This is a genomic window from Roseomonas aerilata DSM 19363 (genome assembly GCF_000711725.1).
GTDB lineage: Bacteria > Pseudomonadota > Alphaproteobacteria > Acetobacterales > Acetobacteraceae > Roseomonas > Roseomonas aerilata.
In genome coordinates, this window is record NZ_JONP01000006.1 from 125114 (window position 1) to 139711 (window position 14598).

General features: G+C 71.6%; 9 protein-coding genes. 4 read left to right on the forward strand and 5 right to left on the reverse strand.

All coding sequences use genetic code 11. The features are described 5' to 3' along the window. Positions 1 to 86: 86 nt before the first annotated feature. A complete protein-coding gene (locus BO39_RS08955) occupies positions 87 to 890 on the reverse strand; it encodes an IclR family transcriptional regulator (RefSeq protein WP_052401840.1) in 804 nt (267 codons plus the stop codon). 138 nt (positions 891 to 1028) lie between these two features. Here BO39_RS08955 and BO39_RS08960 point away from each other — a divergent pair, with 138 nt between their 5' ends. From BO39_RS08960 to BO39_RS08975, 4 genes are all read left to right on the forward strand, one after another. After that, complete coding sequence (locus BO39_RS08960; protein ID WP_043832170.1) at positions 1029 to 3122, forward strand: hydantoinase/oxoprolinase family protein; 2094 nt, start codon at positions 1029 to 1031, stop codon at positions 3120 to 3122. Then, on the forward strand, positions 3119 to 4921 hold the full coding sequence (locus BO39_RS08965; protein ID WP_052401841.1) for a hydantoinase B/oxoprolinase family protein: 1803 nt from the start codon (positions 3119 to 3121) through the stop codon (positions 4919 to 4921). The genes BO39_RS08960 and BO39_RS08965 overlap by 4 nt, the downstream gene beginning before the upstream one ends. Positions 4922 to 4930: 9 nt before the next feature. Further along, a complete protein-coding gene (locus BO39_RS08970; protein WP_156963598.1) occupies positions 4931 to 5335 on the forward strand; it encodes a hypothetical protein in 405 nt (134 codons plus the stop codon). 95 nt (positions 5336 to 5430) lie between these two features. Beyond that, the gene (locus BO39_RS08975; protein WP_043832175.1) at positions 5431 to 6402 is read left to right on the forward strand and encodes a Bug family tripartite tricarboxylate transporter substrate binding protein; all 972 of its coding nucleotides are present in this window, start codon (positions 5431 to 5433) and stop codon (positions 6400 to 6402) included. 290 nt (positions 6403 to 6692) lie between these two features. Here the strand turns inward: BO39_RS08975 and BO39_RS08980 are convergent, their stop codons facing one another. The 4 genes from BO39_RS08980 to BO39_RS08995 form a co-directional block, all read right to left on the reverse strand. Beyond that, entirely contained in the window at positions 6693 to 11225 is a 4533-nt protein-coding gene (locus BO39_RS08980) for an FkbM family methyltransferase (RefSeq protein ID WP_043832177.1), read from the reverse strand. Between the two features lie 486 nt (positions 11226 to 11711). Continuing rightward, the gene (locus BO39_RS08985; RefSeq protein WP_043832180.1) at positions 11712 to 12812 is read right to left on the reverse strand and encodes an NAD(P)/FAD-dependent oxidoreductase; all 1101 of its coding nucleotides are present in this window, start codon (positions 12810 to 12812) and stop codon (positions 11712 to 11714) included. Beyond that, entirely contained in the window at positions 12809 to 13504 is a 696-nt protein-coding gene (locus BO39_RS08990) for a methyltransferase domain-containing protein (RefSeq protein ID WP_043832182.1), read from the reverse strand. The genes BO39_RS08985 and BO39_RS08990 overlap by 4 nt, the downstream gene beginning before the upstream one ends. A gap of 12 nt (positions 13505 to 13516) precedes the next feature. Beyond that, positions 13517 to 14569, reverse strand: a complete 1053-nt coding sequence (locus BO39_RS08995) for a type III polyketide synthase (protein ID WP_043832184.1) — start codon at positions 14567 to 14569, stop codon at positions 13517 to 13519. Between the last annotated feature and the right edge of the window lie 29 nt (positions 14570 to 14598).

Here is a 14598-nt window from a genome sequence, read left to right on the forward strand (position 1 = left end):
GGCATAGAACGGCCATTTTTTTGCCCGACGGGCAAAAACGCACGAAAAAGCGTTCATGCCGGCCGACGTGGTCCATTCCCGGCCGATCAGCCTGCGGCGGCGAGTGCCAGGCCGAGTTCCCGTGCGCGGCCCAGCAGAGGCTGCCGCACGGCCGCTACGAAGTCCTCGACGGTCGCGCGCATAGCCGGTGCGGCAACGCTCAGGGCTGCCACCGGGAAGCCTCTGCGGTCCAGCACTGGGGCCGCGAGCACGCGCAGGCCGTTGACCGCGGCCCAGTCGCTCAGCGCCACCCCCTCCTTCCGGACGGCAGCGAGGCGTTCCCGCAACTCCGCCTCTGAGGCAGGAACATTGGGGCCCGCTCCCTCGAAGCCGCTTGCCCGGATCACGGGCAGGAGTTGCACCTCCGGCAGGAAAGCGAGCAGCGCGTGGCCAATAGCGCTGGAAGAGGCGGCGATGCGTGAGCCGACGCGGATATCCACGCCCATCCGCACAAGTCCCGCCTGCACGCGCTCGACATAGACGATGTCCGCCCCATCGAGCACGCCGAGGCTCGCCGCCTCGTTCACCTCGCCGACAAGGCTTCGGAGCAGGGGCCCGGCCAGGTCGCGCAGTCCTGTGCGCGCGATGGCGTTGAAGCCGAGCTCCAGGGGTTTGAGCGTGAGGCAGTAGCGGCGTGTCCCCGGCACCTTCGCGACATAGCCGAGCGAGACGAGGGTGTTGATCATGCGGAAGGCCGTGCCCTGGTCCAGCCCCGCTCGCCGGGCGACCTCGCTCTGCAGCAGTTCGGGCTCCGCCGCGGTGAAGGCCTCGAGCACCCGGAAGCCTTTGGCGAGCGAGTGGACGAGGTTCTTCGCGTTTGGCGCTTCGGCCTCCGCAGCGTCGCTGGGCATGGCGGGTCGTTCCATCTCGGCGCCGACAAATGGCTTGACGCGGTCGGCGCGGCAATCCTAGACCGTCATTAACGCTATGCGAAGTTAACTTCGCCATCCGAAGTTTAGCTTCGGCAAGCCTGGAGGACGCGCCCGACCATGCCCCTCGACCAAGCCGGTCCGGCCTCGCGGCCGAAGCTGCGCATCGCCGTCGATATCGGCGGAACTTTCACGGACCTCGCCGCCTTCGACGAAGCGGCGGGCGAGTTGCGCTTCGGCAAGGCCCTCACCACCCACGGCGCGCTGGTCGAGGGGATCCAGAACACGGTGGAGGGCGCCGGCGCCTCCTTCGCGGATGCCCATCTGTTCCTTCACGGCTCCACCATCGCCATCAACACGCTGCTGGAACGCACGGGCGCGAAGACGGCCCTGCTGGTCACCGAGGGCTTCCGCGACATCTACGAGATCGGCCGCGTGAACCGGCCGGACGCCTACAACCTCTTCTTCCGCAAGCACGTGCCCCTGGTGGAGCGCGCCTCCCGCTACGAGGTGCACGAGCGGCTGCTGGCGAGCGGCGCCGTGCACAAGCCGCTGGACGAGGACCACCTGCGGAAGGTTCTCCGCTCCATCGAGCCCGGCAGCGTCGAGGCCGTCGCCATCCTTCTCCTCCACTCCTACCGCAACCCCGCGCACGAGGTGCGGGTGAAGCAGATCGTGGCGGAGGAATTGCCCGGCGCCTTCGTCTCGGCCTCGCACGAACTGAGCCAGGAGTATCGCGAGTTCGAGCGCGTCTCGACCGTCGCCGCCAACGCCTATGTCGGCCCGCGCGTCGCCACCTATCTCGGCGAGTTGTCCGAGCACCTGGACGAGCACGGCTTCGGCGGCGCCTTCTTCGTCGTCCAGTCCACCGGCGGCCTCTTTCCCGTGGAGCACGCCAGGCGCGACTGCGTGCGGATGCTCGAATCCGGCCCCGCCGCCGGCGTGATCGGCACCCAGGCCATCTGCGAGGGCCTGGGCCTTCAGGATGCCATCGCCTTCGACATGGGCGGCACCACGGCCAAGGCCGGCGTGATCCACGGGGGCAAGCCGCTGACCACCGGCTCCGCCCTCATCGGCGGCTACGAGCAGGCGCTGCCGATCCAGATCCCGATGACCGACATCTTCGAGGTCGGCACCGGCGGCGGCAGCATCGCGCGGCTTGGGCAGGGCAACGCCCTCCGCGTCGGACCGCAGAGCGCGGGCTCCATGCCTGGCCCCGTCTGCTACGGGCGCGGCGGCACGGAGCCGACGGTGACGGACGCGAACCTCCTCCTCGGCCGGCTGGACCCCGACAACTTCCTTGGCGGCACCATGGCGCTCGACCTCGCTGCCGCGCGGCGCGCGATGGAGGAGAAGATCGCGGGGCCACTCGGGATGGAGGTGATGCAGGCGGCGGACGGCATCCTCCGCATTGCCGTCACCACCATGTCCTACGCCGTGAAGGCGGTGACGACCGAGCGCGGCCTCGATGTCGGCAGCTTCGTCATGGCGGTCTATGGCGGCGCGGGCCCGCTGCACGCCTCCGCCATTGCACGCGAGATCGGCATCCGCCAGGTGATGATCCCCTACGCGCCCGGCTACTTCTCCGCCTACGGAATGCTCTTCAGCGATCTTCGCTACGACTATGTCCGCTCCTGCTTCCGTCGCCTGGCCACCGCCGATTTCGCGGAGATCGAGGGCCTCTACGCCGGGATGGAGAGCGAGGGAATGGCGGCGATCGAGGGTTCCGCCGTGAAGCCGGAAGGCGTCACCATCGAGCGCGCGGCCGACATGCGCTATGTCGGCCAGGAGCACGCGGTCACCGTGGACCTGCCGCGCGAGCTGTTCGAGGGCGGCGACCGCGAGGCCATCAAGCGCCACTTCGACGCCCAGCACGCCGTGCGCTACGGCACCAGCGCCCCCGGCGAGCCGGCCGAGCTCGTCTCCCTCCGCGTCACGGTCTCCGGCCTCATGCGCAAGCCGCCGCGCCACGCCGTGCCCTCGGGCGGCGAGCAGCCGGAGGCGGAAGCGCTGGTGCGCCGCAAGCAGGTCTACTTCCGTGGGATGATCGACACGCCGGTCTATCGTCGCGACCTGCTGCGCGCCGGCAACCGCATCGCCGGTCCTGCCCTCATCGAGGAGCACGCCTCCACCACCGTGCTCCAGCCCGGTGACGCGCTGGAGGTCGATGCGGCCGGCAACCTTCTCATCGCCATCGGGAGCGACATGCAGTGACCGACAGGAACAAGGTGGACGCCGTCACCGTCGAGATCGTCCGCCGCGGCCTGCTCGCCGTGACGGAGGAGATGAAGACGAACCTGATGAGGACCGCCTACAACCTCATCATTTACGAGGCGCTGGATTTCACCGTCGGCCTCTTCACGAAGGAGGGCGAGACGATCTCCATCGGCCTCGGCCTGCCGATGTTCATCCGCGGCATGTCGGAGACGGTGAAGGCCAAGATCCGCCACTTCGGCTACGAGAACATCCACGAGGGCGACATCCTCGTCACCAACGACGCCTATACCACCGGCAGCCACCTCAACCACTTCACCTTCACCATGCCGATCTTCCACGGCGGCGAGCTGATCGGCTTCACCTGCTGCATGGCGCACTGGTTGGATGTCGGCGGCACCCTCGGCACCGTCACCACCGATATCTATTCCGAGGGGATCCAGATCCCCATCGTGAAGTACCGCCGCCGCGGCGAGGTGAACCAGGACCTGGTGGATATCATCGCGCTGAACGTGCGCCTGCCCGAGAAGGCGCTCGGCGACCTCCGCGCCCAGATCGTCGCCGTCACCACCGGCGAGCGCCGCTACCTCGAACTCGTCACCCGCTACGGCTGGGGTGCCGTGCGCGGCGCCATCTCCGTCATCATGGACCAGTCCGAGGCACTGGCCCGCGCCAACACGATGAACATCCCCGACGGCATCTACGAAGCCGAATCCTTCATGGACGACGACGGGCTGGAGGTGGGCGAGCCCGTGCCCATCCGCGTGCGCGTCGAGAAGCGCGGCGAGGAGATGACGGTGGACCTCTCCGACGTCGCGAAGCAGGTGCGCGGGTTCTATAACTCGGGCGTCACTACCGGCATCGCCTGCGCCCAGGTGGCCTTCAAGTGCCTCGCCACCCCCACCGACTACCCGGTGAACGAGGGCAGCTTCCGGAACCTGAAGGTCATCATGCCCATGGGCACGGTGGTCAGCGCCGAGCGGCCCGCGCCGATGCGCGTCTGGATGACCTATCCGATGACGGTCATCGACACGATCTTCAAGGCCATGGCCAAGGCCATCCCCGACCGCGTCGCCGCCGGCCACCACGCCGACCTCGTCTTCCCGAACATCCACGGCATCAACCCGGCGGACGGCAAGTTCTACATCGTCGGCATCGGGCCGCTCGGCGGCGGCTGGGGTGCGAAGGCGATGGAGGACGGCGTCTCCGCCACCGTCTGCATCAACGACGGCGACACGCACAACTCGCCCTCCGAGCAGTTAGAGGCGAAGTACCCTGTGCTCGTCGAGCGCTACGCCCTTCGCGAGGATAGCGGCGGCGCCGGGCGTAACCGAGGCGGCCTCGGCTGCGAGATGGTGGTGCAGGCCCTCGCGCCCTTCCAGCTCACCACCCGCATCGACCGCGTGCATTGCAAGCCCTGGGGCCTCGAGGCGGGCGGCGACGCGGCGGGCAACGGCATCGGCCTGCGGCGCAACGGCACCTGGGAAACGGAGTTCCCCAACGCCAAGGTCTTCAACGTCCGCTTCAAGAAGGGCGACGCCTACATGATGCGCTCCGGCGGCGGCGGAGGCTTCGGCCTACCGGCGGAGCGCGAGCCGGCGCGCGTCGCGCGGGATGTGCGGCAGGGCTACGTCTCCCGCGCCGTCGCGCTCGATACCTATCGTGTGGTGCTGGACTCAAGGGGAGAGGTGGACGAGGCCGCGACCCGGAACCTCCGCGCCCGCTCCGACATCGCGCCCGCCGGCGCGCCGCAGGCGACGGACGCGGGCGGCCCGCAGCTCGAAGTCACGCAGGGCTGAGTGGCGGCGGTGTCGGCAGCGCCGGGGATTGCGGAACGGGTCGCGCGGCTCGCCGCCCTCTGGCGGGTCGTCACCTCGCGCCCGGTGCATCCGGCCGGCTGCACCTGCATGGGCCACTTCCTCATCCCCGCGATGAACGCGCGGGACATGGAGGCGGACATCCTCGACTACATGCGCGGCCGCTACGCCGCGGAGGGGATCGGCGCCCTCGTCACGCTGCTGGACGCGCGGGAAGCGGAGCGGGAGGCGACGGACATCCCCGCCCCGCCCCTTCGCGCCTGGCTCGCGCGGCTGCCCACGGCAGGGGTGGAGGAGAGCGCGCTTGAGCGCTTCCTTGATGACCTGACGGCCACGCTGGAGTCCTTCGACGCGGGCCCCGGAGGATCCGCCTCGGGCGGGCTGATCTGCACCTGAGGCCCGCGCCCGCGAGAGATTGAGAAAGCGGCCCGTTCGGCCCGCAGGCCATAATGACGAAGAACGGCCCGTCGAGGCCAAGGGAGGAGTCGGGAATGCGCAGGAGAAACCTCGTGGGCGGCGCCGCGATCGGCGCGGCGCTCGCCACCTCGGCGATGGCGCAGCAGGCAGCTTATCCCAGCCGCACCATCCGGATGGTCATCCCCTTCGCGCCGGGCGGCGGCGTCGATGCCGTGGGCCGCGTGGTGGCGCAGCGCCTCTCCGAGCGGCTGGGCGTGCAGGTCGTGGTCGAGAACCGCGCGGGCGGCAGCGGCACCATCGGCGGCCAGTCCGTCGGCTCCTCGCCGCCGGACGGCTACAGCCTTCTCTTCAGCGCCTCGACCCACACCATGGCGCGGCAGGTGCTCCGCCGCCCGCCCTATGATCCCATCGCCGACTTCACGCCCATCGCCCTTCTCGGCGGCGCGCCGCTGATCCTCGTCCTCTCTCCCAACCGGCCGCAGACAACCATCGCCGAGATCGTCGCCGACGCGCGTGCCCGGCCGGACAACTGGACCTTCGGCGCCTCCGCCCTCGGCTCGCCCGGGCACCTCGCGACGATCCTCTTCCTGAAGCTCGCGGGGCTCGACCTCGTCGTCGCACCCTATCGCGGCACCGCACCGGCCCTCACCGACGTGGCCGCGGGCAACGTGCAGATGATGATCGACCCTGTCCTCGCCCTGCTGCCGCTCGTGCAGAGCGGCGGCGTGAAAGGCATCGCCGTGACCACCCCCAGGCGCAGCTCCCTCGCCCCCTCCATCCCCACCTCCGCGGAGGAAGGCATGCCAGGGCTGGTCTTCTCGAGCTGGTACGGCCTCTGGGGTCCCAAGGGCCTGCCCGAACCGGTCGTCTCGCTGCTGAACGGACACCTCGGCGAGATCATGCGCGAACCCGCCACGGTGGAACGCTTCTCCGCCCTCGGCCTGGAGCCGATCTACTCCCCGCAAGAGGAGTTCGCGCGCTTCATCGACGCGGACGTGGCGCGGAACGCCGAACTCCTGCGAAGCGCCAACTTCCAGCCGGAGTGAGATCGGAAGGCGTCGCCGGAGAGGGCTCTGCCCTCTCCGGACCTCACCTGCCAAGGGCCTGAGGCCCTTGGATCCCCCTCTGGCTGCCGCGGATGCGGTGATCGGGGTTGGTTCTGGTTGTTGGCGCCCTTCCTGCGTGTGCAGTCGCCTCGGGTCCATGCCCCGAGGCGCACCGGCCGCAAGACATCTCCAACAAATAAAAGAAGATGATGGTGAGGGGTCCGGGGAGAGGAAGAATTCCTTCTTCCTCTCCCCGGAGACACGGGCGCCGGCTCCGCAGATCGAGCCGACTACCGCTCGATGTGCCGCGCCGCCGCGAGCCCGAGGATCATCCCCTGCAAGCGCCGCGCGACCTTGTCCCAGGACCGCGCCGCCAGCCAGGCGCGGGCCGAGGCCTGCACGGCCACCCGCGCCGCCGGGTCCGAGAGAAGGGCATTCAGGCCGCTGGCCAGGGCAGCCGCATCCGTTCCCTCGGCACGAAACACCGCGTCGCCGGCCTCTTCGAAAATGGGAATCGGCGTGACCATCACCGGCGGCCCGGCCACGAGCGCATCGCTCAGGGAACCGCTCCAGCTCTCCTTCGATGCGGGGTTCGGAAGAGCAATAACGGTGCAGCCGGAGAGGAGGAGGAGAGACTCGGCTGTTGGCAGGAAGTCCGTATGCCAGTCGATCGCGTCGGCCACGCCCTCCTCCTCCGCGATGAGGCGGCAGAGGGCGATTTCCTTCGTTGAGTCCGCCGTGCCGTAATCCGCGTTCACGAGGCGCAGGCGCAGTTCCGGCCAGCGGCGGCGAAGGACCGCCAGGGCCCGGATCAGCTCGCCGATGCCCTTGCCTGGGAGGAAGAAGCCGTAGCAGCCGATGACCGGCGGCCCCGCGGTTTCGGGCGGCAGGGGCAGCGGCGCCTTCATCCCGTGTGGCAGCAGGGCGACGTTGTCCGAGAGGCCGAGCGTGCGGAGGCGCCCGAGGTCGGCCACCGAATGAACCAGCACCCGGCCCGTGGTGGCCAGCACCTCGGCCATCCGGCGCCGAAGCGGCTCCTCCTGCTCCAGCAGGTGCTGCGTGTTGTGCAGGGCGACGAGAACGACGCGGTCCGCCACTGCGGGATCGGCGAGAAGGTCGTGCAGCGCCTCCCAGGGGATCAGCCCCGGCTGGTGCTCCACGACCACGGCATGCGGATCCTCCGCGACAATGGCCGCGGCGAGCGCGGAAAGGCTGGCGGGATCGCCGATGGTCCAGCAAGGCCGCGCCTCATGGACCGGCGTGCCGGATTGCCCCTCCTCCACCTTCCAGCGCCGGTCCGGCAGGATGACATGCGAGGCGATGTCCGGATGCGCGGGCATCGCGTGCACGAGCTGGCGCGTGTACTCCGCGACGCCGCAGCGCACCCCCCAACTCGTCACCCAGGCGACGCGCTGCGGCGGCCGGGGCGGCGCGAGGAGGAGGTCGAGCGACAGTTCCTCCAGGCGGCGCAGCAGCGGCGCGCGACGCAGCCGCTGCATCACCAGTTGGCGCGCCCGGCGTGTCCGCTCCGCCAGCATCGCGCGCCCGGCGGGGCTGCGAAGGTCGGCCACCATGCCGCGCAACGCCTCCACCAGGTCGTCCTCGTCCGGCTCGACCCAGAGCGAGCCCGAAGCCGCGACATGGCTACCGGAGGGCGCGAAGCGCCAGGCCAACAGCCGGGCCGTCTCCGCATCGCAGAAATCCATCTGCCCGCCATGGCCGGTGACAATCAGCGGCACCCCCGCTGCCATGGCCTCGGCCGCCGGCAGGTTGAACCCCTCCCCGCGCGTCGGCAGGACCATGGCATCGGCCCCGGCGAAGAGGGACCGCATCTCCTCCGCCGGCAGGTCGCGGTTGATCAGCTCGATGGCCGGCGCCTCCGGATCGGCCGCGCGCAGGGCGTCCAGGTCCTCGGGCATGGTGTTGTGCGGGTTGGGAAAACCTTTGATCACCAGCCGCACGGGATCGGCCCGCCGAAAGGCGCGGGCGAAGGCCCGCAGCAGCACGTCCGCCCCCTTGCGCGGGAAAAGCGAGGAGACGTGCAGGAAGGTGACCACGTCGGCCGGATCGGCCGGGCTCTCGTCCAGCCGGCCGCGCCGCCGCCCGATTTCCTCCATTCCCGTCAGATCCGGCGCGTGGCCGACGAGGCGGACCGGGATCGGCAGGCCGGAATCCACCAGCGCCTTCGCCACCACGGCGGTCGGCGCCAGCACCGCGCGGAAGCCGGCGGCCAGCGCGTCGATGGTGGCGGCAGGCAGGAGGGATTCCTCCCAGAACAGCATCGCGAGCGGCAGGTCGCCCGGCTCCTCCGGCAGGTGGACGGGGTAGTGCTGGCTGATCACCACCTCCGGCCCCGTCTCCGCCGGCCCACGCTGCACGAGCGGCCGGACCAGCGGCAGTTCCTCGGGCGGAATGCCCGAGATGTCGTCCGTCCGCGCGCCCTCCACCGGGCGCAGCCGCACATCGCCGGGCCGCTCCGCCTCGATCGCGAGGGCGAGCGTGCGGTTCACCGCCGCCAGGCTGTAGCTGCCGGAGGCGTGTCCGGTGACGGTGAAGCGCAGGTTCGGCCGCACCGCCTCCCGCGCCGAGCGGTCGAGCGGCGGCACCGCGCCCGCCATCGCCAGCGCCTCATTCAGCGCCGGAAGCTGGAGCGGCAGGGCGAAGCGCTCGACCGCCTCCCGCTGCGCCGCGACGAGCGCCGTGCGGGCTTCCGGATCGCGCACGAGTTCCAGCATCCGCGCGGCGACGCGCTCGGGGTCACGGCTGTCGAGCAGGCCGCCGGCCCCGCCGAGGATGTAGGGAATGGCGCCGCCGGGCCAGGCCAGCACCGGCAGGCCGTGCAGGATCGCCTCCATCAGTGGCAGGCCAAAGCCGTCGTGCCGGCTGAGCGAGACGAAGAGATCGGCCTCCGCGAGCCGGGCGTGCAACTCCTGCCTCGGGATGCGGCCGGTGATCACCACCTCCCCCTCCAGCCCTCCCTCGCGCAGCGCGTCGTCCAGCGCACGGAAGAGCGGCGCATCGGCCATATCGGCCCGGCCGACGAGCACGAGCTGGCAGGGCCGGTCCATCAGCGCCCGGAAGCGCGCATAGGCTTCGAGCAGGTCGCGCTGTCCCTTGGACTCGCTGATGCGGCCAATGAAGATCACGGTGAAGGGGCGCGCGCCGCCCGTGCGACGCTGGGCCGCCGCCTCGCGCCGCAGCGCCTCCAGGTCGAAGTGCAGCGCGCAGGCGCGCACGGGCGAATAGCCGAGCGCGCGCAGCTCGTTCGCGTGGAACTCGCCCTCCGCCAGCGCCGCGACGACCTGCGGCCGAAGCGCTTCGAGCTGCCCTCGCCCGAGCCGCGCGGCCGCCGCGGGCGCACCGCTCAGGAAGGCCGGCGGCGTGATGCTGTGGGAGAGAAGAACCTTCGGCGCCGCGGAGGCGAGCACGCGGCCGAATTCCTCGTCGCCGCCGGCGTGCCGCACGATCAGCACGTGGTCCGCGTGCAGCGGCAGTTCCTCCAGCAGCCGCAGCTCGCCTTTCAGGCGCTCCGCGCGGCGCTCCACGAAGATCTCGCTGCGATAGCCCAGGCCGCGCAGCAGACGACGCAGCATGAGCATCGCATCGAGCGCCCCGTCGTCGATGGCGGAGGAGGCGTGGACCTGGTGCACCGCCGTCAGCGGGCGCGGCGCGCGTCGCGAGGCCGCCATCGGGCTTTCGACCACCTCGGCCCGGGGCACCGCGGGCGGCGCCTCGGGCGCCGGCAGCGCGGGCTCGGCCGGTTGAAGGGAGAGGATCGGGCCCGGCGCGGGCCGCAGCGCCCGCCGGGCCACACGGATCGACCCGCGCAGGAGCCAGGACAGGCCTCTCCGCACGATCCGCCGCTGCACCGCCGCCTCACGCTCCATGGCCGCCAGGCTTTCGGTCAGGCCCCGGATATGCGCGTCCATCGCATCGTTATGGGCGCTCATGGCCGCAAGCTGCCCGTCGCGGAGGCGGATGGCCTCCTCCTGCTCCCTCTCGCGAAGGACCGCGGCCTCGCGCAGCGCCGCCATCTCGCGGGCGACGTCCAAGGCCTGGGCATAGGCCTCGCGGGCCGAGGCCTCCGCTACCGCCGCCCGGGCCGCCACGCCCGCCCTTTCCCCGGCCACGCCCCGGTCCGCCGCGCGGACGAAATCGTCAAAAACGTTAGCGGGCGTCGTGAAGTGCGGCGCAAGCTCCGCGAGCTTCTCCCGCGCGACATAGTAGCGGTTCAGCCCGTCGAAGAAGACATGGGCATAGCGGGCCTCGAGAAGGATCGGCTCCCATTCCTCGTGCGATGCGTGGGTGGACATCGGCCACGTCGCCTCGACGAGCACGATCCAGGGACGGAAGAGATCGAAGTCGCAGCCGGCCAGCACCGCCCGCTCCGCCCCCTCCGCGTCGATCTTGAGGAAGTGGATGACCGTCGGCGCGTGCTCGGCGAGAAGTGCCGAGAGCGGCCGAACGGGCACCTCCATCCTCTCGATCGCGAAGCCCTGGGCCGCGATCGCGGCGGTCAGATCCTCGCGCGTCGTGGAAAGCCCGGTGCCGGGGGCCGCGTAGAAGGTGGCCGTCCCCGCCCGCTCCCCCGCGGCGAGCTGAAGGTTCGTATCGCGCGGCCGTGCCTGCCGCAGCCGCTCGGCGAATTCCGGCAGGGGCTCGATGTTCAGGCCGCGCCAGCCGCGGTCATAGAAGGCGCGGGTGACCGAGTCATGTTCCGGGTCAGCCGCGCCCACATCCACGTAGAAGCCGGCTAACTCGTTCCTCAGCGCCCGCCAGAGAAGCACGTCCTCGAAGTTCTGGGCGTATGAGACGAACGGCATTCTTCTTCCCCGACCGGCGCCCCTTATAGGCCGCGGGGAAGAGCATCGATCAAGGCGCCGGGCCCTGGCGGCGCGGCCCGGGGTCAGATCGCGACCATCCTCTCCACGAGGTCGCGACAGGCGTCGAGCGCCGCCATGCCCCCTCCCCCGCTGCGGCTCTGGCCGCGGCGGCTTCAAGCCCGGCCGGAGCGCGGCGTAATGGAGCGGCACCACCTTCGACGGATCCGGCCCGACGCACGGGGCGGAAGGTATTGCCCTCGGGGAGGTGCACCCGCACCGTCTCCGCCTTCACGGTATCCACGACGAAGTGCGCCCGCGCCGCGCCGCGCCGCGCGACGGTGCTGCCCGGCAAGTGGAGCCCGGGGCGGCTGCCGGCAGAGGAACGTATCGCATTTACAACAGGAAGGGCCGTCGCTCCGCCTCCACCGGGCCAGGACTGAAGGGCCGCCGCCGGGAACGGAGTCCCTCTCCCCGGCGGCCAAAGGGTCAGAAGATCCCGCCAGCATCGACCAGCCGGGTCCGCGCGGCCGCCAGCCGGGCCGCGGCCGGAACCGTACGGGCCGCCAGCGCGAGCGCCCCCGGCGCGGTCTCCAGCAGCCTCGCCAGGGCTCCCGCCCAGCGCATCGGCCGATCCAGCCGCCGGTCCATCGCCCGGTGGAACCCGGAGGCGGGAACACCGCCGAGGATCGCCTGCGCGGCCGCGGTCCCGCCCGCCAGGGCCATCGCCATCCCGTCCCCGGCAAGGGAGGGCACCACCGCGAACTGGTCGCCGGCGCGGTAGAGGCCGGCCGGGGCGGCGGGCGCGTCGCGGTGGCGGAAGCCGTAGGGCACGCCGGCCACGGCAAGCGGCCGGTCCAGCAGGGGTTCCGCCCCCCGCAGAAGCCCCGACGCGAGGGCTGAGCCGGCGGCGACGCGGGCGAGCAGCGCCGCCGCATTCCGCGCCTCCGGCCCCGCCTCGTGAAGGGCGGCGCAGAGGTTCGCCTCCCCTCCCGCACCCTCCCCGCCGCGCGGCTGCAGCCCGGCATAGCCGCCGGCGAAGGGCAGCAGCACGACCGCCTCGTCCATCGGCGCTGCCAGCCGCAAGGGCAGCTTCAGGCCGAGGGACCCGCCGCGCGCGGCCCTCGCCTGCCCGCGAAGCTCGTGCTTTCCGGTGGCCAGTACCACCGTCGCGGCGCGCAGGATGGCACCATCGGAAAGGCGCAGCGACCAGCCGCCCCCCTCCGGCACCGCGCCGGCCACCGCGCGCCCGCGCAGCAGCACCGCGCCCGAAGCGCCGGCGGCCGAGAGAAGGGCCTCGTCCATGACCGTCCGGGGCAGGCTCCAGGCCGGGAAGGGCAGCGCCCAGGCCGCGTCCCACCCCCCCGCCGCCAGCCGTCCCCGGCGGATGGGCACGGCGCCTAGCCCCGGTAGCGGCAGCCCGAGGCCCTCCATCAGCGCCGCGGCATCCGGTCCCAGGAACTCGCCGCAAACCTTCTCGCGCGGCCCGGCCTCACGTTCCACCAGCGTGATGCGCGCCCCTGCCCGCGCGAGGGTGATGGCGGCGGCCGCGCCCGCCGGCCCGCCGCCGATCACCACCGTCCCGCTCACGCCCCGCCCTCTCCCGCGACGGTCCATCGGAAAGGAAAGGCCCAGCGCAACCTGGCCGGAACATCAGCGCGGGCGATCAGCCCCTCCCAATCCGCGCGCGAGAAGCCGCGGGCGATGGAGACGGTGCTGTCATGCACGACCATCGGATCCATCCGCAGCAGCCGCACCCCCGCCCAGACCGTCGCCCAGGGCAGCGGATGGCGGTGCAGGTCGCTGACGAACCATCCCAGCCGCGCCCGCGCGCCCATCCAGCGGAGGAAGCGGACCAGCGTCTCGTCGTCGAGATGATGGGTGAACAGCGCGCAGATCGCCGCGTCGAACCGCTCCTCGGCCGGGAGGTCGAAAAGGTCGGCCATGATCCAGCGGACGGGAAGCCCCGGGTGGCGCGCCCGCGCATGGGCCGCGGCATGGGGCGAGCGGTCGAGCGCGGCCAGCTCCACCGCCACGCCGCGCCGGGCGCCCCAGGCCGCTACCCTCGCCAGCATGTCCCCGCCGCCCGCGCCGACATCGAGCACGCTCATCCGCCGCGCCCCGGTCCGACGCGCCAGCGCATCGAGCCAGTGGAGCGTCGGGCGATAGGCAAGGCTCATCCGGTTGATGCGCTCGAGGTCCCGCAGCGCCGCGGAGAAGGCGGCGAAGTCCTGCGCGGCGTCGTCCATGATCTCCGGGGCGGAGGAGCGGGCACGCAGCATACCCGGTGCCGCTCAGACCGTCGCGAAGCGCATCGTCTCGGCCGAAAGGCCCGGCCCGAAGGCCATGGCGATCCCGCGCCGCCCCGGATCGCGCTCCGCCAGCATGGCCGCCAGCACGAACATCACGGTGGGGGAGGACATGTTGCCGTGCTCCGCCAGAACCGCGCGCGACTGGGCCAACGCGCCCTGCGGCGGCCGGCAGGACTCCTCCACCGCGTCGAGCACCGAGCGCCCGCCGGGATGCACGGCCCAGAGCTCGTAATCCCCCGCATCCAGCCCCGCGAGCAGCGCGGGCAGGCGCGGCGGCAGGGCGCGAAGAAGGCTTTTCGGCACCTCGCCCGAGAGGACCATGTCGAAGCCGTTGTCGCCCACGCGCCAGGCGATCTGCTCCTCGGCTTCCGGCATCAGGGCACAGCGGAATCCGTCCAGCCGCAGCCCCTCGGGATCGGCGCTGACAAGGGCGGCGGAGCAGCCGTCGCCGAAGAGCAGAAAGCAGAGAAGCTGCTCCACCTCCGGCCGCTCCTGGAGGTGCAATGTGCAGAGCTCAAGGTTCACGACCAGCACGCGCGCGGTTGGATCGGCGCGCACCGCCGCGTGCGCCAGCCGCAGCGCGACGATTGCCGCCTGGCAGCCCATGAATCCAACATTCGTGCGCGCGACGCTCTCATCGAGTCCGAGATGCGCGCTGATCGCGTGATCCAGCCCCGGCGCCGCGAACCCCGTGCAGGAGGCGACGACGAGATGAGTGATCCCCTCTCCCGGCGCCAGCGCGTCGATCGCCCGGAAGGCGAGCGCCGGCGCCTCGGCCTCCCAGCGCCGCATGCGGTCGCGGGTGGAGGGGAAGCGCCCCGATTCGTAGAAGCCTTCGGCATCCACGAGGCCCGGCCGCCCGTCCGGCTCCAGCACGCTCCAGCGGCGCTGGATACCGGCCCGGTCCGCCATGCGGGAGAAGAGGCGGCGCTCCCGGCCCTCGGGGATCAGCCCCTCCGCGAAGGCGCGGAAGGTGCCGTGGACCTCGTGGGCGGGGTTGGCGGTGCCGATGCGGTTGAGGAAGACAGGATGCATGCCCGATGCAACGTCGGGCCGATCCGCCG